Source organism: Neobacillus sp. D3-1R (genome assembly GCF_052180215.1).
Lineage (GTDB): Bacteria > Bacillota > Bacilli > Bacillales > Cytobacillaceae > Pseudoneobacillus.
Window position 1 is genome coordinate 4,387,538 of the sequence record NZ_CP197471.1, and the last position, 24,809, is coordinate 4,412,346.

24 protein-coding genes and 1 riboswitch are annotated in these 24,809 nt (G+C 35.0%); of the genes, 8 read left to right on the forward strand and 16 right to left on the reverse strand.

What is annotated here, in order from left to right; translation table 11 throughout:
* Positions 1 to 172: 172 nt before the first annotated feature.
* Positions 173 to 1,165 (reverse strand): DUF3231 family protein, encoded by a 993-nt coding sequence (locus ACSBPO_RS22045; protein WP_442597129.1) that lies wholly within the window; start codon positions 1,163 to 1,165, stop codon positions 173 to 175.
* Positions 1,166 to 1,367: 202 nt separating this feature from the next.
* Here ACSBPO_RS22045 and ACSBPO_RS22050 point away from each other — a divergent pair, with 202 nt between their 5' ends.
* Together ACSBPO_RS22050 and ACSBPO_RS22055 are read left to right on the forward strand one after the other, a co-directional pair.
* Entirely contained in the window at positions 1,368 to 2,957 is a 1,590-nt protein-coding gene (locus ACSBPO_RS22050) for a serine hydrolase domain-containing protein (RefSeq protein ID WP_442597131.1), read from the forward strand.
* A gap of 379 nt (positions 2,958 to 3,336) precedes the next feature.
* Entirely contained in the window at positions 3,337 to 3,975 is a 639-nt protein-coding gene (locus ACSBPO_RS22055) for a 3D domain-containing protein (RefSeq protein WP_442597133.1), read from the forward strand.
* Between the two features lie 130 nt (positions 3,976 to 4,105).
* Here the strand turns inward: ACSBPO_RS22055 and ACSBPO_RS22060 are convergent, their stop codons facing one another.
* From ACSBPO_RS22060 to ACSBPO_RS22070, 3 genes are all read right to left on the reverse strand, one after another.
* Entirely contained in the window at positions 4,106 to 4,840 is a 735-nt protein-coding gene (locus ACSBPO_RS22060; RefSeq protein ID WP_442597135.1) for an amino acid ABC transporter ATP-binding protein, read from the reverse strand.
* Between the two features lie 24 nt (positions 4,841 to 4,864).
* A complete protein-coding gene (locus tag ACSBPO_RS22065) occupies positions 4,865 to 5,614 on the reverse strand; it encodes an amino acid ABC transporter permease (protein ID WP_442597137.1) in 750 nt (249 codons plus the stop codon).
* 71 nt (positions 5,615 to 5,685) lie between these two features.
* Complete coding sequence (locus ACSBPO_RS22070; RefSeq protein ID WP_442597139.1) at positions 5,686 to 6,522, reverse strand: transporter substrate-binding domain-containing protein; 837 nt, start codon at positions 6,520 to 6,522, stop codon at positions 5,686 to 5,688.
* 105 nt (positions 6,523 to 6,627) lie between these two features.
* Positions 6,628 to 6,811, reverse strand: a riboswitch (Lysine riboswitch).
* 189 nt (positions 6,812 to 7,000) lie between these two features.
* Here ACSBPO_RS22070 and ACSBPO_RS22075 point away from each other — a divergent pair.
* Both ACSBPO_RS22075 and ACSBPO_RS22080 read left to right on the forward strand, forming a co-directional pair.
* Positions 7,001 to 7,510, forward strand: coding sequence for an RNA polymerase sigma factor (locus ACSBPO_RS22075; protein ID WP_442597141.1), 510 nt, complete (start codon positions 7,001 to 7,003; stop codon positions 7,508 to 7,510).
* Between the two features lie 12 nt (positions 7,511 to 7,522).
* Positions 7,523 to 8,659: a DUF4179 domain-containing protein gene (locus ACSBPO_RS22080; RefSeq protein WP_442597143.1), complete on the forward strand. Its 1,137-nt coding sequence runs from the start codon at positions 7,523 to 7,525 to the stop codon at positions 8,657 to 8,659.
* A 138-nt stretch (positions 8,660 to 8,797) separates the two neighbouring features.
* Here the strand turns inward: ACSBPO_RS22080 and ACSBPO_RS22085 are convergent, their stop codons facing one another.
* The 4 genes from ACSBPO_RS22085 to ACSBPO_RS22100 form a co-directional block, all read right to left on the reverse strand.
* Positions 8,798 to 9,589, reverse strand: coding sequence for a hypothetical protein (locus tag ACSBPO_RS22085; RefSeq protein WP_442597145.1), 792 nt, complete (start codon positions 9,587 to 9,589; stop codon positions 8,798 to 8,800).
* A gap of 243 nt (positions 9,590 to 9,832) precedes the next feature.
* Positions 9,833 to 10,669 carry a carbohydrate ABC transporter permease gene (locus ACSBPO_RS22090; RefSeq protein ID WP_442597147.1) on the reverse strand — a complete coding sequence of 279 codons (837 nt, stop codon included), beginning with the start codon at positions 10,667 to 10,669 and terminating at the stop codon, positions 9,833 to 9,835.
* Positions 10,669 to 11,553, reverse strand: coding sequence for a carbohydrate ABC transporter permease (locus ACSBPO_RS22095; RefSeq protein ID WP_442597149.1), 885 nt, complete (start codon positions 11,551 to 11,553; stop codon positions 10,669 to 10,671). The genes ACSBPO_RS22090 and ACSBPO_RS22095 overlap by 1 nt, the downstream gene beginning before the upstream one ends.
* Before the next feature lie 78 nt (positions 11,554 to 11,631).
* Positions 11,632 to 12,960: an ABC transporter substrate-binding protein gene (locus ACSBPO_RS22100; RefSeq protein ID WP_442597151.1), complete on the reverse strand. Its 1,329-nt coding sequence runs from the start codon at positions 12,958 to 12,960 to the stop codon at positions 11,632 to 11,634.
* A gap of 201 nt (positions 12,961 to 13,161) precedes the next feature.
* On the opposite strand from ACSBPO_RS22100, the gene ACSBPO_RS22105 reads away from it, so the two are divergent.
* Positions 13,162 to 14,169, forward strand: coding sequence for a LacI family DNA-binding transcriptional regulator (locus tag ACSBPO_RS22105; RefSeq protein WP_442597153.1), 1,008 nt, complete (start codon positions 13,162 to 13,164; stop codon positions 14,167 to 14,169).
* Between the two features lie 278 nt (positions 14,170 to 14,447).
* On the opposite strand, the gene ACSBPO_RS22110 is transcribed toward ACSBPO_RS22105, so the two are convergent.
* The 4 genes from ACSBPO_RS22110 to ACSBPO_RS22125 all read right to left on the reverse strand — a co-directional run bounded on the left by ACSBPO_RS22110 (position 14,448) and on the right by ACSBPO_RS22125 (position 17,464).
* A complete protein-coding gene (locus ACSBPO_RS22110; protein WP_442597155.1) occupies positions 14,448 to 14,927 on the reverse strand; it encodes a methylated-DNA--[protein]-cysteine S-methyltransferase in 480 nt (159 codons plus the stop codon).
* Entirely contained in the window at positions 14,920 to 15,828 is a 909-nt protein-coding gene (locus tag ACSBPO_RS22115) for a DNA-3-methyladenine glycosylase family protein (RefSeq protein ID WP_442597156.1), read from the reverse strand. The genes ACSBPO_RS22110 and ACSBPO_RS22115 overlap by 8 nt, the downstream gene beginning before the upstream one ends.
* Positions 15,815 to 16,384 carry a bifunctional transcriptional activator/DNA repair enzyme AdaA gene (locus tag ACSBPO_RS22120; RefSeq protein ID WP_442597158.1) on the reverse strand — a complete coding sequence of 190 codons (570 nt, stop codon included), beginning with the start codon at positions 16,382 to 16,384 and terminating at the stop codon, positions 15,815 to 15,817. The genes ACSBPO_RS22115 and ACSBPO_RS22120 overlap by 14 nt, the downstream gene beginning before the upstream one ends.
* A gap of 255 nt (positions 16,385 to 16,639) precedes the next feature.
* A complete protein-coding gene (locus tag ACSBPO_RS22125; RefSeq protein WP_442597160.1) occupies positions 16,640 to 17,464 on the reverse strand; it encodes a methyl-accepting chemotaxis protein in 825 nt (274 codons plus the stop codon).
* 178 nt (positions 17,465 to 17,642) lie between these two features.
* Here ACSBPO_RS22125 and ACSBPO_RS22130 point away from each other — a divergent pair, with 178 nt between their 5' ends.
* The gene (locus ACSBPO_RS22130; RefSeq protein WP_442597162.1) at positions 17,643 to 18,539 is read left to right on the forward strand and encodes a MerR family transcriptional regulator; all 897 of its coding nucleotides are present in this window, start codon (positions 17,643 to 17,645) and stop codon (positions 18,537 to 18,539) included.
* 154 nt (positions 18,540 to 18,693) lie between these two features.
* Here the strand turns inward: ACSBPO_RS22130 and ACSBPO_RS22135 are convergent, their stop codons facing one another.
* The 3 genes from ACSBPO_RS22135 to ACSBPO_RS22145 all read right to left on the reverse strand — a co-directional run bounded on the left by ACSBPO_RS22135 (position 18,694) and on the right by ACSBPO_RS22145 (position 21,440).
* The gene (locus ACSBPO_RS22135; protein ID WP_442597164.1) at positions 18,694 to 19,653 is read right to left on the reverse strand and encodes a DMT family transporter; all 960 of its coding nucleotides are present in this window, start codon (positions 19,651 to 19,653) and stop codon (positions 18,694 to 18,696) included.
* A gap of 39 nt (positions 19,654 to 19,692) precedes the next feature.
* Positions 19,693 to 20,484: an arylamine N-acetyltransferase family protein gene (locus ACSBPO_RS22140; protein ID WP_442597166.1), complete on the reverse strand. Its 792-nt coding sequence runs from the start codon at positions 20,482 to 20,484 to the stop codon at positions 19,693 to 19,695.
* A gap of 80 nt (positions 20,485 to 20,564) precedes the next feature.
* Positions 20,565 to 21,440 carry a GNAT family N-acetyltransferase gene (locus ACSBPO_RS22145; protein WP_442597168.1) on the reverse strand — a complete coding sequence of 292 codons (876 nt, stop codon included), beginning with the start codon at positions 21,438 to 21,440 and terminating at the stop codon, positions 20,565 to 20,567.
* Positions 21,441 to 21,804: 364 nt separating this feature from the next.
* Between ACSBPO_RS22145 and ACSBPO_RS22150 the strand changes: the two genes are divergently transcribed.
* Both ACSBPO_RS22150 and ACSBPO_RS22155 read left to right on the forward strand, forming a co-directional pair.
* Positions 21,805 to 22,776 (forward strand): NAD(P)H-dependent flavin oxidoreductase, encoded by a 972-nt coding sequence (locus ACSBPO_RS22150; RefSeq protein ID WP_442597170.1) that lies wholly within the window; start codon positions 21,805 to 21,807, stop codon positions 22,774 to 22,776.
* A gap of 203 nt (positions 22,777 to 22,979) precedes the next feature.
* Positions 22,980 to 23,843, forward strand: a complete 864-nt coding sequence (locus tag ACSBPO_RS22155) for a dimethylarginine dimethylaminohydrolase family protein (protein ID WP_442597172.1) — start codon at positions 22,980 to 22,982, stop codon at positions 23,841 to 23,843.
* A 137-nt stretch (positions 23,844 to 23,980) separates the two neighbouring features.
* Here ACSBPO_RS22155 and ACSBPO_RS22160 read toward each other — a convergent pair whose 3' ends face one another.
* Positions 23,981 to 24,604: a 2OG-Fe(II) oxygenase gene (locus tag ACSBPO_RS22160; RefSeq protein ID WP_442597174.1), complete on the reverse strand. Its 624-nt coding sequence runs from the start codon at positions 24,602 to 24,604 to the stop codon at positions 23,981 to 23,983.
* Positions 24,605 to 24,809: the final 205 nt, after the last annotated feature.

Below are 24,809 nucleotides of genomic sequence, written 5' to 3' on the forward strand. Positions count from 1 at the left end.
ACACTAGTAAACAGTATGTACAATAAGTTTAATATACCCATTTTCCTTTAGTAAGTAAATGTTTAGAGGCATTTTATTTAGACAACCTAAATACTTAATTTCCTGTTAAAAAAAGAAAAGCACCTGTGGTAAATGATTTTACACAAATGCTCCATTATCCTTTGTAATAGCTTTAATCACTTTGTTTATTCATTTGCGGCGGCTCTTCCATCCAACCATTTTTAATCATCATTTTGGCTCCATAATGTGCATAATCAAAAATGTCCTTCATAAAGCTTGTCATTTTGATTGGTAAATCATTTCTAAAACTAAAGGCAGTCCCAAGGGAATTGCCACCTAACGAGAAACTGCAGAAAAGACTCACACAATACATCATCATTTTATCAGAAAAAGGAGCTGCCATTGATTTTGTGATATTTCCCCCTGAGGTACTCGGCACTTGAATATCACTTTTTAATAGTACTTCACTCATTTCTTTTATAATGCTCTTCGCCAACTCTCCTCCTTTTATAAAAAATTTCTGTACTTCTTCCTGCTGGGCACATTGAGCAAATCCAAAGATCATTTGCATTCCCGTCACATTGGATTCGATTCCATGATAAATATGAGCAACTTCAACCGTATTTAATGGTCGTTTTTCACTAAATGGATTTAGTCCACTTAAATAGCTAATATCTCTTATAAACTCTACTGATTTAGGCATGGAAGTATAAGGTGGTCTAGCCATTAGACCTTTTTCAATTAAGTATTTTGTACATTGATCATAATACTTTTGAGTCATAGTCGTTAATTCTCGATATAACATAATAATATCTTCTCGGTAAGACATCGTTAAATTTAAGGTATGCATGGCCATACTTATTTCTTTTATCATCCGAACAAACATGATATCGAAACCATTTTCATAAAGTTTTGGAACCCCTACATTGACATCATTTGCCGTAAACCCAACAGGGATAACCGCGCCTTCTTTCTGAAAAATATCTTTGATTCTAACTATGAATGAAATAACATCTTCATGTAAACTTTTCATAATCTTTTTTGCCTCTTCATCATCCGCTTTATCAATAAAATATTCTAACATCTGTAAAATCATCGTTTTTTGTTGATAGGTTATCCAAAGCGTCCCGATTTCAGATGACGTAATGACAGGTTTTTCTGGCATTTATTTTCCCTCCTATAATCATTAGTTTGTTACGCGATTAACTATAATGGAGTCAAACGTACTTGAGATTAGTGTAAACATTTTTTTCTAATAGAATTCATGTCTTTATCTATTAGCTTTGATTAGATAAGGAGGAATATCTTTATCAAATGTTGAATTATTAATAGTTTGCGCAAAAGTAGATAAAAAGGAGTATACCGAAATGTCAGAGTTGATTAAAAATATCCATCGAATGATCGATGAGTCGATGAAAACCAATAACATCCCCGGGGCAGCCGTGGCGGTGATTAAAAACAATGAAGTGATCTTATCTGAAGGTTATGGAAAAACAAATATAGAAAATTGGGGTTCTCCTATTCGTCCCAATACATTATTTCGAATCGCATCCGTAAGTAAACTTTTTACTGGAACACTTATGATGATGCTTGTTGAAAAGGGCTTAATTGAGCTAGATAAACCTGTACAATATTATGTTCCCTGGTTTACTACAGCTAATCCTGAACTATCTAAATGGATTACGATTCGTATGCTGTTAACCCATTCCTCCGGTTTACCAACAGGGGAAAATGTAAGCACCGATTATAAAGAAGCAGGACTTTATCATTACATGAAAGAAGTTGTTCCAACGCTTCCCATTCTTTTTCATCCAGGAACGGCTTATTCCTATGGTAATCATTCCTTAAATATTGCCGGCTTTGTAGCTGAGCAAGTCACAAAAAAGCCGTTCGCCACACTTATGCAGGAAATGCTTTTTGATCCTTTAGAGATGACGCAAACGACGTATGACCCATTAAAGGCCATGACGTATCCATTAGCCTTGCCGCATGATAAGAGTCCTAATGGTGATTTGTCTATTTCGCACCAGTTCTATGATAACAGTGGGAATTATCCTTCTTATTATGCTTTCTCCTCTATTGAGGACCTTAGTACGTTTGCTTTGATGCATTTGCAAAACGGGGTTTATTCTGAGGAAAAAATACTCGACTTTTCTTCTATAAAAGAGATGAGAACTCAGCAAATTAGATGGTACACCTTAACAGATGCAGGATGTGGAATTAACTTTTTCAAGGAAACAAAGGATGGAATCGATCGATATTGGCATTATGGACAGTATAGTAATCAGTATTCAAGCCAATTTATCCTTGTCCCTGAAAAGGGTATTGCGGTAATTGCCTTAGCAAATGGCGAAAATATCTTCCAAGCTGGATATGAAATCATTGATGAGCTTTTAAAAGAGGATAGTCATATAGGAAATACGCCAGAGAATAGGTTATCTGATGAAAAAATGGATTTGTCCTCGTATGAGGGTACTTATCTGCACAGTTATTACGGGCTGTTTGATATCCATATCACTTCCGAGAAAGTTGTAATGAATCATAATCACACCCAATACGAATTAAGTCCTTTCAACAAAGATACCTATCTAGCAAAGGATGAACAAGGGAATACCGTTTTCACCATCGGTTTTCCTGCACCTATTAATGGGCAAACGATCAATTGTATTGTGGTAAACAGTAAAGCATGTCCTGAATTTAAGTTGACCTATACACCTAATCCAGAGGATTGGAATAACTGGGTAGGGACTTTTAGCAATGGGAAAGAATCTTATGAAGTATCGATAAATGGCGATACTCTCGTGATTAAAGACCTTCAAATGAGCATGGAGCTTATAGGAAGAGCCATTGAGGGAAATCAATTTTTGACTAAAGAATATGGTTTAGTCAATTTTATTGAAGTAAATGGTGTTATTAATCTAGAATTTGACTTTGCTTGGAGATATCCTAAACAATAAACAGCTATAAATTCCTTTTAATTACTTTATATTTCAATTTAAGGCCACCTTTTACAAATAGGTGGCCTTTTTCCTATAAGGACAAGCTTTTTTCATTATTTTAAACTATAAAATTTATGGTATGTCTGTAAAAAATAGACAACCAGACGATATTAGGTAACATTCCTGTAATATTCTAAAACTAAGATTAATAGTTACATGCTAAGGTTTATAGCTGGGAAGCCATTGAATATATTCAAAAACTCATTTTCCAAGAAATATTATCGCAATATAAATGCCATAGATGTAACCGATTTAACATCTCCCTGTTCTTTGTTTCAGAAAAATCCATGTTACGATAGTTGAAAATTAGCAACCAAAGAACATGGAGGGTAAAAGAATGCTTAAGACCATTAAATCATTGATAGCAGTTGCTGTACTCTCAGGAACTGTAAGTGCTAATGTACAAGCTGCTACGATTACAGTAAAAAAAGGAGATACGCTTTGGAGTCTTTCACAAGTACATAATACTTCAGTAGAAAACTTTCAGAAGTTGAATCAACTAAATACCGACCTTATTCACCCAGGAGATATCCTTTTAACTTCATCGAAAAAACAGACGAAAGCGTCAACGAAGGCTACTCCACAGGTGACAAATAAGTCAACAGCGAAAGCGAAAAGTCCTATTGTAAAAGCTAAAAAGGATAAGCCTACTACCGCAAAAACTCCTGCTCCAAAAAAGACAAAACAAAAGAAAATAACGGTAACTGCGACAGCCTATACAGCTTCATGTAAAGGATGTTCCGGTATTACCAAAACCGGAATTAACATAAAAGCAAACCCACACAAAAAGGTTATTGCCGTTGACCCTAAGGTTATACCATTAGGAAGCAAAGTTTATGTGGAAGGATACGGTCCCGCCATTGCGGGTGATATTGGTGGAGCCATCAAAGGAAAAAGAATTGATATTTTTATCCCTTCAAAAAAAGCAGCCATTCGCTTTGGGGTCAAAAAATTAAACGTAACCATCTTAAATTAGACTAGTAACGGTCTATATATATAAACACTGCAAAAGAGTTTGCAGTGTTTTTCATTTTAAAGAAACGAAAAAAAGTCTAAAGTAAAAATGAATCAATAGCTGTTCATTTTCACTTTAGACTTCCCTAGGATTATCTTAATGTGCGTTTTAAAAATTCCCTTGTACGTTCATGTTTAGGATTATTGAAGATTTCTTCTGGATTTCCTTCTTCAGCAATAACCCCTTTGTCCATAAAGACGATACGATCTGACACTTCTCTTGCAAACTCCATTTCATGCGTTACGATTAGCATGGTTAGCCCAGATTCAGCCAACTCCTTCATAACTTTTAGCACTTCTCCGACCATTTCAGGATCTAACGCAGAGGTAGGTTCATCAAATAACATGACATCTGGTTCCATCGATAGCGCCCTAGCAATAGCTACACGTTGTTTTTGACCGCCAGATAATTGTTTAGGTTTTGCGTTGACGTATTTATCCAGACCAACGACTTTCAAGTATTTCATTGCCACTTTTTCTGCTTCATCTCTAGATCTTTTTAATACTTTGGTTTGACCTACTACACAATTATTCAAGACATTATGATTGTTAAATAAATTAAACTGTTGGAATACCATTCCTAAATGTCTACGGTAAGCAAATAGATCATGCTTGTCATCTAATATATTTTCTCCATGATAAATAATCTGGCCACCGCTTGGCTTTTCTAAAAGATTGATACAACGCAGAAGAGTAGATTTTCCGGAACCTGAGGAACCAATAATACTCACAACTTCTCCTTTGTTAACAGTAAAATCAATGTCCTTTAACACTTCATTAGTTCCAAAAGATTTGTTTAGATGCTGAACTTCAATGACTTTTTCCATATATGCTCCTCCTTCCGCTTTTAATTAGTTTCTTGTACCTGTTGCTTCTAATGGCGTTTCATTTCCAATCATCGTGTAATTATCAGGACCTTCTAATTTTTTCTCTACATAAAGTAAAATTCTCGTTACGATAAACGTCATGACAAAATAAATCACACAAGCCACAAAGAAGGATTCAAAATATCTAAAATTATTACCTGCAACTGACTTTGTTAAGAAGTACAATTCTGATACTGAAATAACATTTAGGACAGATGTATCTTTAATATTAATGACAAATTGATTTCCGGTAGCCGGTAAAATATTTCGAATTACTTGTGGTAATACCACATTTAACATCGTTTGAATATGGTTCATCCCGATGGCTTGGGCAGCTTCATATTGTCCTTTATCAATGGAAACAATCCCACCGCGAACATATTCCGCCATGTAAGCCCCCGTATTAATCGATACAACAATTAGGGCCGCAACTATAACATTCATATTGATATTGAAAGCTAAAGCAGAACCATAATAAATAACCATCGCCTGAACAATCATAGGTGTTCCACGGAAGAACTCTATATAAATAGAAAGAATGATATTAATAATTTTAAGAATAACTTTTTTTGCTCCACGTTCAGGAACAGGAATCGTACGAATAACTCCAGCCAATAATCCAATGATTGCCCCAAATATGGTCCCAATCAGCGCTATAAAGAGTGTCATACCAGCACCGCGTAGGAACATTGGCCAGTTTTCCAATACAATCTTTACGACCCACTCAAAGCTCATCTTTCCTTCCCCCTTTTCCTCATTATCATAAAACCGACTGTATAATTGAATACAGCCGGTTTGCTCGAACATTATTCTGCTGCAGGTTGGTTCTTGATAGCCGTATCCATAATTTGAGTACGTTCTTCCTCAGAGATACCCTTTAAGATTTCATTCATTTTTTCTGTTAATTTACTTCCTTTTTCAAGTCCAACAGCGATAGCTGTATCATCCTCTGATGTTTTAAATCCATCTTCAAATTCAACCATTGCGAAGTTTTCATTTGCTGATGCGGCACTAACTGCTTCCGGACGCTCTGATACATAACCATCAATCATTCCTGATTGAAGTGCTACTCGCATTGCTGGGAAGTTATCCATTGCTGTCTGTTTAGATACACCTTCAATTTGATCAATCACAGAGTAGTGGAATGTATTTAATTGAGCCGTTACCTTTGCACCTTTGAAATCTTGGATAGATGTCGCATTTTCAAACTTTCCACCCTTTTTAACAACCATCACTAGATTAGACTTATAATAGTTATCTGAGAAGTCAATGGTTTCTTTACGTTCTGCTGTTGGTGACATCCCTGCAATAATGGCATCAATTTTTCCAGATGTTAATGCTGGTACTAGACCATCCCATTCGGTTTTCACAATCACTAGTTTTTTGCCTAACCCATCGGCAATTTTTTTAGCAATCTCCACATCATAACCACCAGCGTATTCAGCCGCTCCATCTATTTTTACACCGCCATTGGAATCATCCTTCTGAGTCCAGTTAAATGGCGCATATCCAGCTTCAAGACCTACCTTAAATGTATCTTCTCCTTCTGACCCAGAAGTGGATTGACTGCTTGTCCCACATCCAGCTAATAGAATCATAGCGGACAGGATTAATACTAAAAATAATGATGCTTTCTTTCTCATGTTCATTCTCCCCCTATTTTTTTGAGCTTTTTTTACAACAAAAAACGACCTGAGATAAACTCAGGTCGCACTATGCATAGTTGCCCTAAATTCCTCTCTTTTCTCAAATGAGATAGCACAACTCAGATAAACCAGGAAAGTTTACTGAGACAGTCCTGCAGCTCTTAACTGCAGACCCAGCAAGTAATACGGAGAATATTACTCACTTCGGCGACATTTCCTTCTCCTTAGCATCAAAGCTTCTCAAACTCCACTAAAGACTGTTAAATATCGCGCCTCTACCTCACCTATTAAAAAGTGAGGTTTCTATTAAATTATATTTATAAGGCTACAACACGCCCATCAATCTGTCAACCTGATTAACTATATTAATATAAATTGGTTGCATGGTAAAATAGTGGAAATTCATTTAAAAAATTAATCTTTTTTCCAATAAAAAGAAACATTCAAACGTCTATTAGGTGAAGGGAGGAAAAAAATGGCTCAACCTATTTTACACCAATCAGAACAATATGATGAAAGCCTTGCTGAATTTAAGATTTTATTTGATCAACATAAGAAACATGTATTTGCGATAGCACTTTCCATTCTAAGAGACTTTGAACTATCTGAAGACGTGCTTCAAGAAGTTTATATTAAACTTTATCAGCAGCTGAAGAATCATGAAATTAAAAATGTTAAGGCATGGCTCATTCGTGTATCAAGAAACACAGCATTAGACCTTTATCGAAAAAAAAATCGGGAATTAACCGGATTTGATCAAAACTATTTTGAACAAATCCATTATTTATCGGAGGACCCTATCGACAAAATGGTCTTATCAAAATACTTGGAATTGTTGAATACAGAGGAAAGGCAAATCGTCATTTTAAAGGATATCTCAGGTCTAAAGCATCGAGAAATTGCTAAAATCACGGAAATGCCGTTGGGTACAGTTCTTTGGAAGTATAATGCTGCCATGAAAAAACTTCGCAAAGCATTAGACTAAGGAGGAAATCAGATGGAAAAAGAAAAAACACAAAAACATCTAAATAAAGCTATTGAAAAACAAGTCCCAGATGTCTGGGTTGATATACAAAGTAAAATAAAGGCAGCGGAAAAACGAGGAAATCAAGAAAAACTGTTAATAATGAATCGCAAGGGGCCTAACAAAAAGAAAACGATTTATAAAAGATTAGCCGTTGCGGCAGCGGTTTGTTTACTTTCCATTTCAACTTTAACTTTCACACCGGCTTTGGCGACTATTCAACAAATGTACGACAAAATCTTTTCCAGTGATCATATAGATGATTCAGGTTTAAAAGCCGCTATTGATCTAGGTCACGGTCAGTTTATTAACCAAACCTATTATGATCAAGAACATGATATTACTGTCTTTTTTCAAAACATCATGACAGATGATAAAGAAACGAAACTCCTCTTAACCTTCCAAAGCAATAAGACAGATTTAGAAAATTATTATTTAGATATCTTTGAAGGCGATAGTTCCATCAACCTAATTGATGAAAATGCTCAAAAGAAAAAACTTAAAAATGTTGGTTGGGGAAGCAGATATTATGATAGCAAAGAAAATAAAGTCGCTGAAGCCTTATCCTTTGAATCACTAAAAGACCTTGAGGGGAAAAATATTCAATTAGAAATTAAAAATATAACCATATACGATAAAAAAGGAAAAGGAAAAGAGCTTGAGACCATCTGGCCACTAGCATTTACACTCGACAAGTCTGCAATTTCAGAAAGAGAAATGATCCAATTAAATAAGGAATTCACTTTCCAAAATGAAACATACACCATTCATGAAGTAGAATTTTCAGAGCTTGAAACAAGGGTTGTCGTAACTGGAACGGATACAGGCCCTTATACTGATGAAGATGGAAAGCAATACGATGTTATGAGTAAAGTGGAAAGCCAACTTCTTAATGCAAGGAAGTTTAAAAAAGGCTTTGGTTATTCTGTTGACCCTACTAAAACTGGTGTGTTTTTAAAATCAGCCGGGGAAAAAGTAGAGCCTATTTTTAGTAAAAATGAAATTCCAGCGCCACTCGGGCAATATGTAATGGTCTTTGGTCCCGTTAAAGACCGCCAAGAATGTATTCTTGAAGTTGGAGAAGATTTAAAAATACCATTAAGGAAGTAGCATTAAACTTCTAAGTAATCTAGCAAAAAAGTTTCACATGAAACATTTTAAAACGTTTATATCACCGATAACAGTTCAAATATCATACAAGAACGCTTGGATCTATCCAAGCGTTCTGTTTTTTATAACTCATCAAATTTAGTATTCCTGTTCATTCAACTGATTACAAATAACGGCTAATCGTCTAATTTCCTTACACATATTTTGGTTAACAGGATAAACTTCTTCCAAATACGCTAAAACTTTAAGAGCAGATTCTGGAACTTGCTGATATCCTTGCAACATATCACCCATCTTTGCTGCAAATTCGGGAAACCTTTTTTCCACGCGTCTTTCATTACCAAAAATATCTGGGTAATATTCTACTTCCTTTTCAATTAAATGAAGCACGGATAGGATATTATCTAACGCGTAGTTTTCAATAAACTTCATACCAGATAACTTTTCGCCTCTAGCATACCTGCAAAGCCCTACATATAAATTAGTCAAAGCTTCGTTTATAGCAAAGTCTAGGGACTCCTGGCGTATCGATGGGGCTTTTCTTAAAGGTGATATAATTTCTAGATTATGAAAGGAAGGATCTTTCCATACAATCCGTCCAGGAGAAAAAAGAATATCTCCCATCTCCTCTTCTTCGAATACTGCAAATTCACCATATATTCCATCTTCAAATAAAATCTTATAACCATCCTTTGTATTTCTAAATGAATAAGCTAAAGGATGAATCGTCTCAAGCCAATCTAATTGATCAATAAATCTTTTTTTCAAGCTAGGCTTTACGATAACAAAAAAGTCCAAATCCGAATATTCATCTAGACGTCCAATCTCATCTCCAACTGAACCGAGCCCTAGTAAAAGCAAGGCATCTCCAGTTTTTTCTAAACTTTTACCAATCTGATTAAGTCTTTCTAATAAAAGTTCTTCTCTCATTTTAGCAACCCTCTCTCCATTACTCAAAAATTCCCTGCGCAAGTAGACTGTTCCAATTAGTTTAAACAATTCTTAATTAAAAATTTCGTATGACAAATCATTTATTAGTCATTATTGATTATTAGGATGAAGAAAAGACCAAATCAGTATGCGATTTGGTCTTCTACTTTGTGTCTTATTTCTTATCACCGAAATGAAACTACTAATCCTATAAAGGATTCCTCTAATTTATTATTGTCAATATTATTTAATAGATCCTTGCATGACTCCATTAATGATAGATCGTTGACCAATAATATACATAATCAAAATCGGAATAACAGTTAAGAGAATCGCAGGAATCAGCAACTCCCAGTTATTCATATACGTACCGTTGAACACTTTCATCATAACCGGCATTGTATAGACCGTTTCATTATTTAACACTAATGATGGAAGTAAGTAGTCATTCCAAATCCATAGAACATTAAGAATGGCCACTGTAACCGTAATCGGTCTAAGCATTGGAAAAACAATGATAAAAAAGGTTTGAATCGTATTACAGCCATCAATTCTAGCAGCTTCCTCAATTTCCATTGGAATCGATTTGATAAACCCGTGGAAAATAAATATCGATAGAGCACTTCCGAAGCCGATATAAAAGAAAATTAATAAAGGAATCGGCATCATATCAATGAAATGAAGCTTTGCACCATAAATATACATAAGTGGAATCATCAATGTTTGAAACGGAATAACCATAGAAGCTACTAAAATAGTAAAAAATATTTTGTTATACTTCGTTGGTTTTCTAACCATATGATAGGCAGCCATTGCAGAAAAGATCACAATAAATAGCGTACTTAAAGTAGTGATAACAAATGTATTTTTAAAGGTTACCACAAAGTTCATTTTTTCAATGACTTCTGCAAAATGGGCAAAATTCCAAGTTGTTGGTAATGAAAATGGACTGGTTAATATCTCCCCATTTGTCTTGAAGGAGTTAATAATAAGCAAAGCAAAAGGAAAAACAAAACAAACAAACGCAATAATAGAAACAATATATAGTAAGGTAGAAGACACCACTCTGGTTTTAGTCATTATGCCTCAACCTCCATTTTCTTACTTGAGTACACCTGAATTCCAGTCACAACAGCAACGATAATAAAGAGAATAATCCCCTCTGCTTGCCCTGTTCCGTAATTCGATTCAATAAATGCCTTATTCACGACATGCATGGAGACCATTTTCGTACTATCGAAAGGTCCACCTTTTGTTAAAGAAAAGTTTAAGTCATATACCATAAAGGCGTTCTTTAAAGACAAGAAAATCGTTACGACAAAAGAAGGAATCATTAGAGGAATAGTCACACTAATGAGTCTTCGAAAAGGACTAGCACCATCTATTTTAGCCGCTTCAATAAGATCCTTTGGAATACTCACCAATCCAGCAATAAAGATAATCATCATATAACCAGATGTTTGCCAGATTGTGACAATAACAAGTGACCAAAAAGCCATTTTGGGGTCTCCCAGCCAGCCAAGTTCTAAAAACTTAATACCTAGCTTTGATCCAATTGAGGGTAAAGATTGTACGAAAATAAATTGCCAAATATAACCGAGAACTAATCCTCCGATTAAGTTAGGAGTGAAATAGGCTGTTCTCATGGAGTTTTGAATGCGAATACCGGAAGTGACTAAGTAAGCTAAACCAAATCCTACTAAATTAACAAATACGACGGTTGCAACCACAAATTTAAGTGTTAGCCAAAGTGACTCCCAAAATTCCTTATCTTTAAATGCATTCAAGTAATTATATAGTCCCGAAAATTCCATCGGATCAACTGGAGTTGCCATTTTATTTAGTGTTATATAAACTCCAAAAATGAAAGGGATTAGAACCGTGATGGCAAAAAATAGTGTAGTAGGTCCTAGGAATAATAGAGAGTTCCCGAAATTTGCCAGGCTTCTTTTCCGTTGTGTCATTTATTTCACACCCTTTCTAAAATTAAAACAAGTGGGCGAGATATCCTACTACTCGCCCACTTTAGTGGTTTTATAAAATTATTCTTGATGTTCTTTGTAGTAATTTACAAATACTTTCGCTAAATCTTCTCTGCTTTGTTCTCCAGCAATATACTTTTGAACATCTGGACCAATCATAGTAGACCAATCCCCAGCATTGATAAAGTCAGTGCTGAATGGCATTGTTTGATCTTTACCGATTGCATTACTAATTGCAACACCAAGTGGATTTGTTACTGTATTTGGATTGTTTTTGAAAGCTGAAATAATTTGTGCTTTATTCACAACAAAGTCTTGACCTGCAGCATCATATACTAACCAATCAAGGAATTTCTTTGCAGCAGCTTGCTCTGCATCAGAAGCTTTCTTATTCACAACAAATACTTGAGTTGGACCAGCAGCAATTTTGTTGTTTAGTGGATTATCCGCATTGTTATCTACAGGAACTGGCATAAATCCGAATGTATCACCAGCAACAGCCTGAAGGGAATCATAAGCCCAGTTACCATTAAATAAGAAAGCAGATTCACCTTTACCAACAGCTACGTGAGCAGCGTCATAATATTGGCCGATAGGGCGTTCGCCGAACTTGTTATATTTTTTAGAAGTTAATAGTTCTAAAGTATCATAGTATCCATTCCAAGTATCATTACTTGTAAGGTCAAATTCACCAGATGCAATCTGAGGTAAAATAGAAGAAGGATCATCAGATTGGTTTAAGAATAGTGAACTGAAGTGATTTCCCATAGACCATGCTTCTGTTTGATAAGCTACAGGGAATTCAACACCAGATGCTTTTACCTTATCTAATAATTCTACTAATTTATCACGTGTATTAATTGTGAATGGGTCAAATGTTCCACCTACTGCGTTATCAAGAACCTTTTGGTTATAAACTAAACCCATACCTTCAACTGCAAATGGGAAACCAATTACTTGGCCATCTGAGTTTTTTAGTGCAGATGTTGTTTCATCATTCCATTTTTCACCTGAAAGGTCTGCTGCAACATCTTTGTATTTATGTAAAGCTGCATATGGTTCAAACATAGCCAATGTAACAACTTTACCTGAAGCAGTTAATTTATCAAAAACATTTAGTGTATCCCCAACTGCAGATGAATTTACTTCCACTTTAATATCAGGGTTAGCGTCCATAAATGCTTGTGCTGCTTCTTTGAACTGAGCGTCAATTTCACCTTTACCATTTGTAAGAATGATGCTTACTGGTGAATTTGAATCCTTTGAATCTTTGTCTTTTGATTCTGAAGTTTTTTCCGTTGAGCCTGAACATGCAGCTAACGAAAAAGCTAAAGCGCCAGTCATACCAAGCACTGCTGCTTTTTTAAGCGTTTTCATAAAATTGCTCATTAAGTTTTCCCCCTTTTATAAGAACTTTTTTCCTATTTAGGAAATTTTCTTGCCTATATGCAGATTATATGACATTATATTTCCTAGGTCAATTGAAAAATTTCTAACATTTCCCATACTTTATCTATTAATCTTAAATCTATAAACAACTAAAAATGATTTTTATATAAAAAATTATCCTAAAATAAGGTTGTGGTCGGCTTGAAAATCACGTTAAAGGAGATTGCTACTCGAGCAGGTGTCTCAACATCAACGGTCTCTAGGGTTATAAACAATAGTAAGCCTGTTAATGAAGACATACGTAAACGGGTACTGAATGTTTTAAAAGAAACCAATTACCTTCCTTTTGTCGCTCAACATCTGACTCTTCAACAATCTCAGCAATTGATAGGTGTCATTTGTCCTCAATACAGTAATACTGTTCTGGATGATTTAATTGTTGGAATCAATAAAGTATGCAAATTATATGGCTTTGATACCGTCATGGGATTAACGGATGGCACAACCGAAAACGAACTTCATTATATTGATTTATTTAGTAATAAATTATCTGTCCAAGGTATGATTTTTATGGGACAGGAATGGGATGAAGAACATATAGAAATCATCAAAAAAAATCTTACCCCTGTTGTTCTCGTAGGTCAGATTTCATCTATTCCATCCATTCCATCGGTTCATGTGGACAATATAACAGCTTCTTACGAGGCCGTCACCTACCTCATACAAAATGGTCATAGACAAATTGCCATGATTCGCGGAACGCATGGACAAACGATTAGAGAAGACCGATTTCAAGGTTATTTGAAGGCAATGAACGATGCAGGAATCACCGTAGAGGAAAATTGGGTAGTAGAAAGTGACTTAACACTTGAGGGTGGAAGTCAAGCAATGGCGGAGCTCCTGGCGAATGATGTTCAACCGTCTGCTGTTTTTTGTTCGACTGACTCCATTGCGATTGGTGCCACTAATTATCTGATGGACCATGGATACCAAATTCCAGAAGATATTTCGGTATTTGGATTTGATGGAATTGGACTTTCCAAACTGGTTCGCCCCACTCTATCAACCATCGAATACTCTGCCGTTGAAATTGGGATGACAGCTACACGAAATTTAATCAAGCTATGTAAAAATGAACTGGAGTATATCGCCCCTCATATCAATGTCCTGCACCACCTTGTTATTCGTGAAAGTACTAAATCTATATAATTTAACAAAAGGGGCTTCCCAAAAGTCAGGTAACCGACCTTTGGGAAGCCCCTTTTATGATTTATTTCCTTGTATCCTTTTTTATAAGGCTCTTTTCTGAAACTTTGTTGCTTTTTCTAACTAATAAATAGGCATTTGACAATATAGGGTATTAAACTCATATGAAAATAAAGAAAAGAGCTGAGCACTTATTAAGAGTGCCTGTAAAAATCCGGCTTTAGGGATTTTTACGAAAACAACAATCTATACGAAAACAGCTTTTATAGAAAAGCTTTAAGTTACCTTTTGCAAGATTTCTCATGTTGAAGCAGCCATTCTTTTCTCCATAGACCTCCTGCATAACCGGTTAATTTCCCATTGGAACCGATAATTCTATGACAAGGTATGACAATGCTTAGCTTGTTTTTTCCATTTGCACTCCCAACAGCTCTGATGGCCTTTTCATTCCTAATAGCAACCGCAATATCCTTATAGGACCCCGTTTCCGCGTAGGGAATTTCTTTTAAAGCACCCCATACTGTTTTTTGAAAGTCAGTCCCTTCGAATTCATACGGGAAGGTAAATTCATGTCGATTTCCTTTAAAATATTCACCAAGTTGGTTATAGCATTCTGCTAAAACCGAAGGAGTGTCAGCATTTAAAGCATTCGCCTTTTGACTCTCTTCAGAAAACAAAATAGATCGGATCGCTTCATGCGTTCCGGTTATTTCTATGATGCCAATTGGTGATTCATAGTCTAATTGATATATTTTAGTCATATAAAGACCTCCAAAGATAAAAGGTAGCATACGCCTGCCAGCCATCCCAACCAGCTGCATATTCTTGTATTTCTTTAATAGTCGGTTTCTTCTCAAGTCCTAATAGATTTTTTATAGCATTATGAAGTCCGACATCCGCTATTGGGAAGGAGGAGGTATAGTGTAGGCATTTCATCATTACATAATCTGCCGTCCATGCTCCGATACCTCTTCTCATCATTAATGTTTTATGTATTTGTTGATGATCTTTTTTCTGAAGCAAAAGCTCTTTTGTTAATTCACCATTTGCCATTGCTTTTGCAATATCCATTATATATTCCGCTTTCCTACTAGTAAATTGAAGTTTCCTCAAATCATCTACACTTAATGAAGCTACTTTTTCAAATGAGGGAAATAACCAAAATGTTTCTCCTTCGAAAATGAGACTTTCTCCAAATTGTTCGACAAAGCGTTTCTTTAATGTGTAAGCAAAGGTTAAATTAATTTGCTGTCCCATAATCGCCCATACTAGCGCTTCAAATAAATCCGGTATGCACATAATCCGTAAACCATCATATTTACAAGCAATTTCCTTTAAAATTTTATCTTGACTTGCCAATTGATAAAATTCCTTTAAATCCTGATCTAAATCAAACCATTCCCAAATATACTCCGCTACTTTTTTCCTTGAGTAAACAGATGTAGGGCTTATTAGGAATTCAACATGCAGGTAATGATTGACGAATTTAATTTTACATAGTATCAATGACTCGTTCACTTTTATTAGTTTATATAAAATTCCCTTTTTAACTTGATGAGTCACTTCCTGATCTGACCTACCTAAAAAAATTAAACACTCTTCAAAATTAAATTCCTTTGGAGGATAAATCTCTATATAAGATTCGTGATCAATCCAATTCATCTGCGAGTTCCTTTCGATATTCACTAGGAGAACAGTTTTTTATGCTTCGAAATACTTTATAAAAATTGGAAGAGCTCTGGAACCCCACTTCATAGCAAATCTCAAGATTCGTCAGGTTTGTGGCTTTAAGAAGATAGGCTGCTTTATCGATACGTATTTTTTCTAAATAGGAACGCGGAGTTTCAGAGGTTTCTTGTTTAAATAAACGTTCTAAATAAAAAGGGCTTAATCCGACTTGATCGGCTATATCTTTTAATTTCAAATTTTGTTTATAATGATTGACTAGGAACGTAATAATATTCCTGACAATCGCCATATGCGGAGATTGCTCGACTTCCGGCTGACATCTTTTGCAAGGACGATAACCAGCAATTTCAACTTCCTTCATGTCACGATAGAATTCTACATTCATTTTTTTGGGCTTTCTTGATTTACAGGAAGGACGGCAATATATCTTAGTTGTTTTAACAGCTGTAAAAAATAATCCATCATATTTACGGTCACATGCGATAATCTTCTCCCACATCTCTTCAAATGTTAGATTGATATCCATCATCCAATAGCCACCTTCTATCTTCCTGGTCTCATTCTTTTAGCTTAATACAAGCCTTTATAGAATGCACCTTATTACATTTCTACATCTTGTTCATTTTTAGTTTCACCTAAAAGTTATTGCACCCATTTTAACAAGCAATCGACCTCCAATTCGTCCTCATTCTTGCTCTTATGGTCTATTTCATACAACAAAAAAAGTGAAGCTGAAAGGGCGCTCCACTTTAAGTCAATTTCATTGAATTCTTTTATAAGTTAATCAACTATTTAATGCACCTTCAAATTCTTCAATAGTCTCCTTAAATTTACTTTGAGTTTCTAAGACTATTTTTTGTAAATCTTCGGTCTTCCCACTAACTTTTCCTACTTCTCTAGTAATGTTTTCTACATTTGAGTTTACATTTTTGATAGCATCATCTACGTTACTTGCTAATTTTCGTACTTCATCAGCGACAACTTTAAAACCTCTTCCTTGCTCTCCTACACGTGCAGCTTCTATAGCAGCATTTAATGCTACCATATTTGTTTGAGAGGAAATATTGCGTATCGTTTTAGAAACATCGCTGATTAAATCAGTCTGTTTCTTTAGTGCTTGAACAGCTTGTATCGTTTCATTTGAATTTTCAACAACTACCGTAGCTAATTCAACGGGCATATCTTTTAATTGCGAAATGATTTCTACTGTTCTATTTTCACGTTCGGTAATATCTGTTGCGATTTTAAGAATGGCCTCGACAGTACCTTCTTGATTTAGAATGGGAATATAAGTAGCTTCAAGCCAAAGAAGATTTCCTGTCTTGTCTATCCTTTGGATTTTTTCTTGAAACTTCTTTCCTTGACGAAGATTATCCCAGAGATCATTGTAGTGTTTGCTATTTTTAAAATCTTGCGTGCAAAATTGTTTATGGTCCATCCCTTTCATTTCAGCAACATGATATCCCATCGTTTTTGCAAAAATCTCATTAACCCAAATAACTTCCCTATTTTTATTAAATTCTATCATGGCCAAATTAGACTCTAAAGCTGCTAAAACAGAATGATGATCCAATACTTGAGTACTTATATTCATATAATCGACGCTCATAAAGTAGCTCCCTATATTTAAATTTTTATGTATAATTTTTGTATAACTAATGTACTATAATTATAGGGAAATTATACAAAAATCACAAGGATAAAACCTTTATTTCTTTTATCACTCGAAATCTCTAGTCTTTTTTGTATAACTTATGTAGAATGTTTTTGGAGGGGAGGAAAGAGATTTGTACACTATAAAAAAAGTTTCCGAATTGGTAGATATCCCTAACGTTACCATTCGTGCTTGGGAAAATAGATATCATATCATTTCTCCGCAAAGAAGCGATGGGGGTCACCGTTTATATAGTCAAGATGACATCAACACACTAAAATGGTTAAAAAAACAAATGGAAGAAAGAGGTATAAAAATCAGTGAAGCTGTACGATTGTTAAGAGTAAAAACTCAAAATAATCTCACTGAAAAACAATATGAACATAGAACCAAGGTTATTGGAAACTATGAGGAACTTCAAGATACACTCTATCGAAGATTAATAGAATTAGATTTTGTTCAAGCTAACGAAATCATTGATTTGGCATTTTCCTTGCATGCTATTGAAGATGTATTTCTTCACATATTAGCCCCTGTACTTGTTCGGATTGGAGATGAATGGGAGGCTGGGTCTATCGGGGTTGCCGAGGAACACTTCACATCTGAGTTAATTATGCATCGGTTCACAAATTTTTTAAGAGTATTGCCTTTACATGATCATCTCCCAAAAGTATTGGCATTTTGTCCCGAAGCAGAACTTCATCACATAGGACTCATGCTCTTTAGCTTATTTCTTCGAAAAAAAGGAAACGAAGTCATTTATTTAGGTGCGAACACACCCTATAAAGGTTTAACGGAAATAATAAAAAGGAAAAATATTTCCGTCATTGCTATATCTACCACGAATTCAAATTCGATTGAAAATATAATGAACTGGGTAAAAAAATGCCTACAAGAAAATCCTCATTTGAAATTTGTATTAGGTGGAAAAGGTTTCGAAAATACTCAAATTCAATTAACAGATCAAGTTTTTATACCTGAGGCACAAGACTGGGAAAACTTCTACAAGTTACAAATGACTAACTATTAAATTTAAAAAGCCAAAAATAAGAAAGTTTCTAACAAACTCCTATTTTTGGCTTAATCCATTATTAAATAACCACATTTTTTTATTTACTATTACCATAACACATTTAAATGAGATACTTTTAAAGTTCTTAACTTCTCTTAAAAATGATGATATATTAAGCCCCTTTTACTAGCTCCAGTTCCGACCTATTCTTCTCGTCTGACTTTGCCTTATACCAATTCATCCCTAATACTCCAAGGATAATCATCATCGAACCAATTAGATGATACAGATGCACTTCTTCCTTAAGGAAAATAGCTCCTGCAATGATTGAGATAACAGTGGAAAGATTAGAGAAAATACTAACTTTGGTAGCTGATAACTTTGATAGAACATAATTAGATAGTAATGATGAAATCCAGGTGGATAAGACTCCAAGAAATAAAATCGAGAGGAGAAAATCTATATTTTTAAATAAGAGGACATAGCCTAAAATATCCCCCTCCACTACCTTCTTGAATATCGAAAAGCCATTAAAAAACAAAGCTCCAAATGTAACCATTATGTATGTTAATTGCACAGGTGTAAAAATCCCTGATAAGTGTCTGGATAACACTGAATAGCTGGAAATAGATAAACAAGATATGAATAGGAATAAAATCCCTATCCATTTGGTTGTTGTTGCCTCAAGTTCAAACCCATTCATCCAAGATATATATATGACACCTAAAATCGAGAGGGACATGAACATAACTTGAATTTTATTCACTCTTTCCTTAAGAAATAGAACGGAAAGCCCGGCTGTGAGAGCAGGCGATAGCGCAATAATAATCCCGCACTCTACCGAACTAGCATGTTCTAAACCAATTGCTTGAAAACCAAAAAAAAGAGTAGGGTTAAAAAGGGCTAATGCACCTAATGCGAGAATCGTTTTTTTATTCCACTTTATAACAATCCTTTTTCCCCTTTTAAACATGAACATGTAGAGACTTAAGGCAATCCAAGCTAATAAAAAGCGATAGCCCAGTGTATCTGCTGGAGATGTTGATTCTAAAGCCAGTTTTGTAAATAAAAAAGATAACCCTATAATACTCGCATTCATTATGGCTGCAGCATAGATTAAAGAATTTTTCACTTAGCTTCTATTCCTTTTTAAGTTAATTTTTACCCTCAGTTAATACATATCCATTCCAAAATAACATTTTAACAGACTGTTTCGCTCATCGTTGGTCTCTATCTGCTTTCGTTTTTTACCAAATTTATTTGTTTCTATAAATGAATTACCTGAAATGGTCAATCTCCCTTCAGCTGTGGCAATAGAAACAATTAGGTTTTGAGTAAAATGTGAATTGACGGATGTTTGTTGATAGACATTCATTTCGTTAAAGTCCTGCATTTGTCGAGGCTCTAGTGTAAATTCATACCCAGAAACCCATTGACCAGCTATTATTTTCTGAAAATAGTAAACATCCGAACTTTGATTAGACGCTATACGGTACATTCCACTTATATCTGTTACCACTTCACCTGATAACGGCAAAGGGCTTCGAGCAAAATTACCAAATCCCACATCGACAATATACTTCTTTTCGAGTTCGACTAGAATAAGCATATGATCGAATTCAGGGCCAAAGGTTCCGTTATCTCGACTAACTTTACCGGATAGTATAGTTGAAGTGAAACCTACATTATCTAGAAACCATGCTAATAACCCATTTAACTCATAGCAATATCCACCGCGTTTACTTCTCACAATCTTTTCAAACAATGTTTCAATATCTAGTATGATTGGTTTATTATTCGCAATGTCGATATTCTCAAATGGAACCGCTAGAATATGATGTTCTTGAATTTTTTGTAATGAATTAAAGTCTGGTTTTATCTCCCCAGTCATTTTGATTCGTTCTAGATACTGGTCTATTTCTCTTTCATTTCCCATCTCATTTTCTGTTATTTTATCGAGCATCTTAATCACTAACCTCATTTCACACAAACTAGTCCTTAGCCAATTAGTATTTCTTTACCTTTTTATTCCTACACTGTTAGTTAAAATGGTTTGTTCATTAAATACCTTTCAGCCGTAATCGAAAACCCCTTTTGCTTAAGCAAGTCATAGACTAGTTTATTGCCACTTATAAAATCTCCTGTTCTTCCAGGCTGACCATTTTGCTGAAAAACATTTGATAAGATTAAATTTATTATTAATTCCTGCTCTATATGATCGATGTTTACATCCGTTTCACATTGAAATAACAATACATTAGATTCTCCTCTTTCCCCTGGGAATCTTTTAAATAAGGCATAGCCTAATGGATTTCCTTTTTTGTCATAAACGATGAGAGAATATCCGTTAAAAATATTCTCTGGCCTTGATTCCCAAGTAACATCGTTGTTATAAAAGGATAGAGCTTTTACATCTGAAACATATCCTAGCTTTAATGTATAGTTAGAAAATTGTTCCTCTACTATATTAGCAAGCTTCAAGTTTTCATTAGTAAATGTCCAGGTTGTATTCTCCTTTTTATAACCAAATCTTTCATATAACTTGATCGCTGGGACATTATTGGTCAGAACTTCGAGTGTTGCCATTTCAACTGAAGATTTCTTGTAGATGTCTAATGTTGCTTCCATCAATACTTTCCCAATTCCTAATCCTTGATGATGTGGGGAAACGCCTGTTCCACCGTCCCAAGCTGTTTTTACCCCGTCAATTACTTTTACCGCATTAAAGACAAATCCAACTGGTTTATCATCGATAAACGCAACAATGGATAAGGAAGGTGATAATTCCTTCTTTCCCAACATGTTTGTTAACTGTTCAACGGTAATTTCCATGTTAAGGCTATAATTTGAAAATGCTTCGTTCCAAGCTTGCGTCGCTTCTAATAACGTACATTCACTTAATCTCTTTATCTTAATCATCTAAAAAACCTTCCGTTCCAATATTTTTTGGATTTCCAAACCATATTTTACATCTATTAACAACTATTATCCATATAAGACTTACTATGATACAAAAACTCCCAAAGAAAATACCAAGTATTTGGGCAGATGTAAATTTTAATAAAAATCCTGTTAGCAAAATTGAAATCTGTGTCACAGATCCAAATAAAGTAAAATGCAGTGAAATTTTTCAACTGATTATACCTTCTAAACTATAAATTTGAATATTTTGTGACAACGGTTAAATATTATCAACTATTAGGAGTAGGTGTTAATTAGCTCACTGTTTTATTGAAACCTTATTGCTACAATGAAGGAGTCTTATGGACTTTCAAAAATATGAATGAAATGGGGTTTTCCGTTGAATTTGCCACAGTTGAAAATAGGTAGCATTATGCCAAATGTTCCAATCATGCAAGGCGGTATGGGTGTAGGTATTTCTTTAAGTGGACTTGCAACTGCTGTTGCAAACGCTGGGGGAATTGGAATCATATCCGGAACAGGGATTACAGTCGATGAATTGAGATCACATATAAGGAAGACAAAAGAGGCTATTAAGGATTCCGGCTTTTTTGGAGTAAACGTTCTTTTCGCCATGAATGACTTTGCTGAAAAAATGAAAGTAGCCATAGAAGAAAAAGTGGATTTCATTATATCAGGTGCTGGAATTTCAAGAGATATGTATACCTGGGGCAAAGAATCGGGCGTACCAGTCATCTCGATTGTATCTTCAGCAAAGCTTGCGAAGCTTTCAGAACGTCTTGGTGCTTCTGCTGTTGTGGTAGAAGGACATGAAGCCGGTGGACACCTTGGTACGGATAGACCTTTATTTGACATATTGCCGGAAGTGGTTGCAGCAGTGAAGATTCCAGTTATTGCGGCTGGAGGAATTATGACCGGAGAAGATCTTGCACGCGCCATAAGAATGGGAGCTTCTGGAGTACAGATGGGAACGCGATTCGTTGCTAGTGAAGAGTGCGATGCGCCGTTATCATTTAAAGAAAAATATGTACACGCTCAAAAGGAAGATACGATTTTAGTAAAAACAACGGTTGGTCTCCAAGGTCGTGCTATTAAGAACCAATTCACTGAACTTATTAGTGATGATAAAAAGGTGAAAATTAAGAAGTGCATTGATTGCCTAAAGAACTGTTCTTATCGTTTCTGTACACTTGATTCTTTGGTTACCTCTATGAATGGAGATTGCGAAAATGGCCTTGTTTTTGCCGGTGCAAGAGTAAGTGAAATCAAAGAAATCCTGCCAGTCAAAACAATCATCAACAACATTATGAGAGAATATGAAACTTGTATGTGAATGAAAATATATGACCTGACCCTATAGAGTATATTGGTCAGGCTTTTTTTATGTATGGTACTCCTACCCTATTAATCTATCGGTTTACTATTATTCCCCTTCTTGTTTTATAAATATCCTAAACTGTTCCTAATGTAGTTTGTAAATAAAAACAGTTATTTAGGAAAACCTAACTTTAAATAGATAAGATAGGAGTGCAAATAATGGTAGAAAGTCCAAAGACAAACAATAAGACTTTTTGCATGAGTGAATACGATGTATTAAAACGAGTAATTCTTTGTCAGCCTCAATATATGACAATTCGCGAAGTAATTAATGAAACGCAAGAGCATTTTAAGAATGAAGGTATTCATATTGAGCGTGCATTAGAGCAGCATGCTGAATTTGTCAAAACTCTAAAAGGTAATGGTATTGAAGTTATTTTATTACCTTATCATAAAAAATACCCTGAACAGGTCTTTACAAGGGATATTGGTTTTACATTAGGGCAAACCATTTTTGTTGCAAAGATGGCAACAGATATTCGTGCAGGAGAGGAAGATGTTTTAAAACAATGGTTGGAGGACGAAGAAATCTCTTATTATAATTTAGCTGAGGAACTCATTGAAGGCGGAGATGTTGTCATTGATCGGGAAACCATTTACGTAGGGCTGAGCAATCGGACAGACCAAAAAGCTGCTGAACAATTACAGCGTCTTTTAAATCAATTCAATGTTATTCCCATCCCATTTAAAGAAAAATACCTGCATTTAGATTGTGTATTTAATGTCGTTTCATCTGAGGTGGCCCTTATTTACCCAAATGCCTTAACGAAAGAAAACATCGATCTTTTTGCTTCCCGCTATGATTTAATTGAAGTTTCGGAAGAAGAACAATTTCAATTAGGTACAAATGTATTGAGTATCGGAAACAAAAAGGTATTAAGTTTGCCGGTCAATGAAAAAGTAAACAAACAGCTTCGTATTCGGGGCTTTGAAGTTATTGAAGTAGATATTACGGAAATCATTAAATCTGGTGGATCCTTCCGTTGTTGTACTCTTCCTATTTTACGAGAAGACGTAAAGTAAAAACTTAAAAATGACCATATAAACAACCTAACCTTCTCCAAGGTTAGGTTGTTTATATGGTCAGAAATACATAATTTAAAAATTCTTGACGACTACTACCACTTTCCCCAATGAGAGCCTATCTCCTTATAAAATAATCAATATTGTGGTTTTTCTCGAAACCATAAAGTTGCAATCCATTTTTCCCCCTCTTTTAACGGGTGAGATCCATGCATGGAAAGTGGATGGGCTTGATTTGTTGAATGAATACAATTTTCAAAAACCAACAAGCTCCCTTGAGTAGGTGAAACTTCAAGCGAAAGGGAAGGAAAAAAAGTTTCTCCACCAGCATTTACTGTATTTAAATAAAGAATCGCTGTAAGAATTCGTTGTCCTCCTTTAAGTAAGTACTCTCTTTCTAGTTTACTAGTAGAACTAAAGGAATCAAAATGTATATCAAATTTACCACCAGTTTGATACCTAACAATTTGTAACTTCTCAGCATGGTTAAGTGGTTGACCAACAATCGTTGCAATTCGCTCACATATTTGTTGAACACCTGTGTTAGTATTGTGGGCGAACCAAGCCTGTTCTGACTTCCTTGTTTCTGATAATATTTGTTTTGAATGCCCAATTACAGCAGACTGTTGAAGCTTTCCTTTAGCCAAATCTTGCAATTGCTGACACTCTATCTGATTCGCTACGTTTTCATAATAGGCTATAAAGGGATCCTTACCATGGTAAATAATAGAAGGTTTTTTCACTCTATTCACCGCTTCCATTGAATTAACTTGTCCTTTATCCTATGCGGTGAAAGTATTTGTTGTGAATACTCCAAGTACTAAATGATACCCAAATTCCTCAAATAACCCGAAAAAGTTGAATGGTTGATTCCTAATCCCTTGAATATTATTAGCCGTATTTTCCTAAACTTCTCTTTTTACCAAAAACCACAATCTATACGAAAACAACCTTTTAAAATAAAAA

Coding starts and splice junctions, on each gene's coding strand:
- ACSBPO_RS22045 (WP_442597129.1), bottom strand. CDS start 1,165: ATGCCAGAAAAACCTGTCATTACGTCATCTGAAATCGGGACGCTTTGG.
- ACSBPO_RS22050 (WP_442597131.1), top strand. CDS start 1,368: ATGTCAGAGTTGATTAAAAATATCCATCGAATGATCGATGAGTCGATG.
- ACSBPO_RS22055 (WP_442597133.1), top strand. CDS start 3,337: ATGCTTAAGACCATTAAATCATTGATAGCAGTTGCTGTACTCTCAGGA.
- ACSBPO_RS22060 (WP_442597135.1), bottom strand. CDS start 4,840: ATGGAAAAAGTCATTGAAGTTCAGCATCTAAACAAATCTTTTGGAACT.
- ACSBPO_RS22065 (WP_442597137.1), bottom strand. CDS start 5,614: ATGAGCTTTGAGTGGGTCGTAAAGATTGTATTGGAAAACTGGCCAATG.
- ACSBPO_RS22070 (WP_442597139.1), bottom strand. CDS start 6,522: ATGAGAAAGAAAGCATCATTATTTTTAGTATTAATCCTGTCCGCTATG.
- ACSBPO_RS22075 (WP_442597141.1), top strand. CDS start 7,001: ATGGCTCAACCTATTTTACACCAATCAGAACAATATGATGAAAGCCTT.
- ACSBPO_RS22080 (WP_442597143.1), top strand. CDS start 7,523: ATGGAAAAAGAAAAAACACAAAAACATCTAAATAAAGCTATTGAAAAA.
- ACSBPO_RS22085 (WP_442597145.1), bottom strand. CDS start 9,589: ATGAGAGAAGAACTTTTATTAGAAAGACTTAATCAGATTGGTAAAAGT.
- ACSBPO_RS22090 (WP_442597147.1), bottom strand. CDS start 10,669: ATGACTAAAACCAGAGTGGTGTCTTCTACCTTACTATATATTGTTTCT.
- ACSBPO_RS22095 (WP_442597149.1), bottom strand. CDS start 11,553: ATGACACAACGGAAAAGAAGCCTGGCAAATTTCGGGAACTCTCTATTA.
- ACSBPO_RS22100 (WP_442597151.1), bottom strand. CDS start 12,960: ATGAGCAATTTTATGAAAACGCTTAAAAAAGCAGCAGTGCTTGGTATG.
- ACSBPO_RS22110 (WP_442597155.1), bottom strand. CDS start 14,927: ATGACTAAAATATATCAATTAGACTATGAATCACCAATTGGCATCATA.
- ACSBPO_RS22115 (WP_442597156.1), bottom strand. CDS start 15,828: ATGAATTGGATTGATCACGAATCTTATATAGAGATTTATCCTCCAAAG.
- ACSBPO_RS22120 (WP_442597158.1), bottom strand. CDS start 16,384: ATGATGGATATCAATCTAACATTTGAAGAGATGTGGGAGAAGATTATC.
- ACSBPO_RS22125 (WP_442597160.1), bottom strand. CDS start 17,464: ATGAGCGTCGATTATATGAATATAAGTACTCAAGTATTGGATCATCAT.
- ACSBPO_RS22140 (WP_442597166.1), bottom strand. CDS start 20,484: ATGCTCGATAAAATAACAGAAAATGAGATGGGAAATGAAAGAGAAATA.
- ACSBPO_RS22145 (WP_442597168.1), bottom strand. CDS start 21,440: ATGATTAAGATAAAGAGATTAAGTGAATGTACGTTATTAGAAGCGACG.
- ACSBPO_RS22150 (WP_442597170.1), top strand. CDS start 21,805: ATGAAATGGGGTTTTCCGTTGAATTTGCCACAGTTGAAAATAGGTAGC.
- ACSBPO_RS22155 (WP_442597172.1), top strand. CDS start 22,980: ATGGTAGAAAGTCCAAAGACAAACAATAAGACTTTTTGCATGAGTGAA.
- ACSBPO_RS22160 (WP_442597174.1), bottom strand. CDS start 24,604: ATGGAAGCGGTGAATAGAGTGAAAAAACCTTCTATTATTTACCATGGT.